3 protein-coding genes are annotated in these 3705 nt (G+C 74.1%); all 3 read left to right on the top strand.

All coding sequences use genetic code 11. The features are described 5' to 3' along the window. On the top strand, positions 1–489 hold a 489-nt coding region (locus ACFFNX_RS44875), incomplete at its 5' end, for a phosphopantetheine-binding protein (RefSeq protein WP_378212382.1). A 2-nt stretch (positions 490–491) separates the two neighbouring features. After that, positions 492–2165: a (2,3-dihydroxybenzoyl)adenylate synthase gene (locus tag ACFFNX_RS44880; RefSeq protein ID WP_378212383.1), complete on the top strand. Its 1674-nt coding sequence runs from the start codon at positions 492–494 to the stop codon at positions 2163–2165. Next, the coding region (locus ACFFNX_RS44885) for a condensation domain-containing protein (RefSeq protein ID WP_378212385.1) at positions 2162–3705 on the top strand (1544 nt) is incomplete at its 3' end. The genes ACFFNX_RS44880 and ACFFNX_RS44885, both read left to right, overlap by 4 nt.

Here is a 3705-nt window from a genome sequence, read left to right on the forward strand (position 1 = left end):
TCCGGGCGGGTACCCGAGTACATGGTGCCTCAGCGGGTGCTGGTGCTGGACGCGATCCCGTTGACCCCGAACGGGAAGGTCGACCGTCGTGGCCTGCGGGCGCTGGCGGAGCCGGCCGCCCCGGCCGCCGACGACGAGGGTCACGCCTCGGAGCTGGAGAGCGCGGTGGCCCGGATCTGGGCCCGCGTCCTGGACATCGAGCGGCCCGGACGCGCGGCGGAGTACTTCGGCCTCGGCGGCGACTCGGTGCTGGCCACGCGCGTCGTCACCGCGATCCGCGAGGAGCTTGAGGCACCCGCGATGTCGGTCCGGCTGCTGCTGCGGGAGAAGACGGTGGCGGCGGTGGCGGCGGCGCTGCGGGCGGCCGAACCGCGGCCGTCCCGGCTCGACCGGGTGGCCGCGCTGTTCTGCGAGATCGACGAGCTCAGTGACGACGAGGTGTACGCCGCGCTCGCCGAGGACCCGTCCGATCCGACGACGGAGGCATGACCGTGACCGACACCACGTCCCGCACGGGGCCCCGCACCGCGCCCGACGTCGTCGGCTGGCCGGCGGACGACGCCGCCCGCTACGTACGGGAGGGGTACTGGCGGGCGGAGACGCTACCGGGACTGCTGCGTTCCTGGGCCGCGAGGTCCGGTACGGACGTCGCCGTCGTCGCCGGCGCCGAACGGCTCGGCTACGCCGAGCTGGACGCACGCGCCGACCGGTTCGCCGCCGGCGTCGCGGCGCTGGGGATGGTTCCAGGCGATCGGGCGGTCGTGCAGCTCCCGAACGGTACGGAGTTCGTAGTGGCGCTGTTCGGGCTGATGCGGGCCGGCGTGGTGCCGGTCCTCACGCTGCCCGCGCACCGGCGGCTGGAGATCGAGCACCTGACGCGGCTCTCGGGCGCGGTCGCCTACCTGGCCCCGCGGCGGCACGGCGGGTTCGACCACGCCGCCCTCGGGCGGGAGGTCGCTGCGGCCGTGGCCTCGCTGCGGCATCTGGTGCTCGTCGGTGATGGTGACGGGACCGGGGCCGGTGGGGTGCGGGAGAGCTCGTTCGCCGAGCTTGAACGTACGCCGGCGGGTCCCCTGCCGCCCGAGCCGGATCCGGGGGCGCCGGCGGTGCTGCTGGTCTCTGGCGGCACCACCGGAAAGCCGAAGCTGATCCCGCGTACCCACCGTGACTACGCCTACAACGCGCGGGCCAGCGCCGAGGTGTGCCGACTCGTCCGAGACGACGTCTACCTGAGCTGCCTGCCGGCCGCGCACAACTTCCCGCTGGCCTGCCCCGGTCTGCTCGGCGCCCTCGGCGCCGGCGCACGGGTCGTGATGTGTCCGGCACCGGGCCCCGAGGTCGCGTTCGGTCTGATCAAGGCCGAGCGGGTGACGGTGACCGCGCTCGTCCCGCCGCTGGTACGGCTGTGGATCGACGCCGCCGGCTGGGAGCGGGCCGATCTGTCCAGCCTGCGCCTGCTCCAGGTCGGCGGGGCCAGGCTCATGCCGGCGGTGGCCGCCGAGGTCACCCGGGCGCTGGGCTGCGCCCTGCAGCAGGTGTTCGGGATGGCCGAGGGGCTGCTGAACTACACGCGTCTGGACGACCCCGACGACCTGGTCCTGACCACTCAGGGGCGCCCGCTGTCGCCGGCCGATGAGATCCGGGTCGTGGACGGCGACGGCCGCCCGGTCGAGCCGGGCACGGTCGGGGAGCTGCGGACCCGTGGCCCGTACACGCTCCGCGGCTACTACCGGGCCGCGGAGTACAACGCGACCGCGTTCACCCCCGACGGCTGGTTCTGCACCGGCGACCTGGTCCGGGTGCTGCCCAGCGGCCACCTGGTCGTCGAGGGCCGGGTCAAGGAGGTGGTCAACCGGGGCGGGGAGAACGTCTCGGCCGCGGAGCTGGAGGAGCACCTGCTCGGCCATCCCGCGATCTCCGCGGCGGCGGTGATCGGGCTGCCCGACCCGCTGCTCGGCGAACGGGTGTGCGCGGTGGTCACCTGCGCCGAGGGGGCTGAAGCTCCCCGGCGCAAGGTGCTCGGCGCCTTTCTGCGCGAACGCGGCCTGGCCGCGTTCATGATCCCCGACGAGGTGGTGGTGCGCGAGTCACTGCCGCTGACCGGGGTCGGAAAGATCGACAAACGGCGACTGGCCGACGAACTCGGCCGAGAGAGGCACGTGTGAGCTCTGAGGTCATCGCACGCCGGCAGGAACTGCTGCGCCGGCGTAAGCAGCAGGCGAACCTGTCCTCCGACGAAGGCCCGGCCGTCCGTCACGAGCCGGGTGTTCCCTCGCCACTGTCCCGGCCCCAAAGGCGGATGTGGACGACCTACGAACTGGACCCGGGCTCGGTCGCCTACAACGTCGGCGTCGCCGTCGACCTGGACGGCCCGCTGAACTCCGAGGCGCTGCTCGCCGCTCTGGAGGCGGTCGTGGCCCGGCACGACGTGCTCCGTTCGGTGTTCGGCACCGGCGAGGATGGCGAACCGACGCAGGTCGCCGTCGCGCCGGGCGAGGGCCCGGCCGGCCGGACCGACGTCGAAACGCACGACCTGCGGGAACTACCGGCCGATCGGATCGAGGCCGAGACCGACGCCATCGCCCGCCGCACCGCCGAACTCCCGTTCGACCTGCGTACGGCCGCCCCGCTGCGCGTGCGGTTGATCCGCCGCGCGGCGGCGGTGCACACGCTGGTCGTGGTCGTGCACCACATCGCCTGGGACGACGCGTCCTCGGGTGTGTTCTTCGGCGAGCTGATGACGGCCTACCGGCAGATCACCGCGGGCGGGCGGCCGGACACCGCTCGCGGCCCGCAGTATGTCGACGTCGCCGGTGCGGCCTCCGGATCCACCGCCGAAGGCCGGCGGTTCTGGCGCGACGAGCTGGACCCGCGGCCCGAACCCCTGGAGCTGCCGTTGCTGCACGGGCACCTGGAACGCGCAGGTGAGCGGGGCCACGAACAGTCGCGGGTACTACGGCCGGGCACCGCGGAGCTGGTCCGGTCCGTGGCGCGCGAGCACAGCGCCTCGGCGTTCATGGTGGTGCTGGCCGGGGTCGCGGCCCTGGTTCATCGCTACACGGGTGCCGAAGACCTCCTGGTCGGCGCCCCGGTGGTGAACCGGGACGTGCCCGGCGGCGATGCGGTGATCGGCTACCTGGGCAACACGATCCCTCTGCGGGTACGCGTCGCGCCCGGCGACACCGGCACCGAGCTGGTGAACCGGATGCGAGAGACGTGCCTGCGAGCCTACGCCTACGCCGACGTCGAGCTCGACGAGATCGTCCGGGAGGCGCCCGGTCACGACGGAGGCCCGCTGTTCGACCTGGTGCTGTCGCTGCGGACCTCGGTGCTGGCGCCGTTCGCCGACGCCGGGCTGACCGCGCGGCGCCGCCCCCTGTTCTCCGGAGCCGCCCGCTTCGCGCTCACCCTCGCCGTGGAGCTGGGCGTCGACGCGGTGACCGTGGAGAGCAACTACCCGGCCGCCCCCCAGGCCGACCCGCTGGTCGGCGCGATGCTGGCGCACCTGGACTCCGTGCTCCACGGCCTCCTCATCCGGCCGGACCGTGCCGTCGCGGACCTGGCGGTGCTCGACGACGCCGAGCGCGCCGCCCGTACCACCGGGCCGGTACCCGAGCGGGTGCCGGCCCCGCTCGTACCCGAACTCCTGGCGAGCCGGGCCGCCGAGCGGCCGGACGCGGTCGCGGTCACCTTCGCCGGGACGAG

Origin of the sequence: Actinoallomurus acaciae, from assembly GCF_042429965.1 — a bacterium.
GTDB lineage: Bacteria > Actinomycetota > Actinomycetes > Streptosporangiales > Streptosporangiaceae > Actinoallomurus > Actinoallomurus acaciae.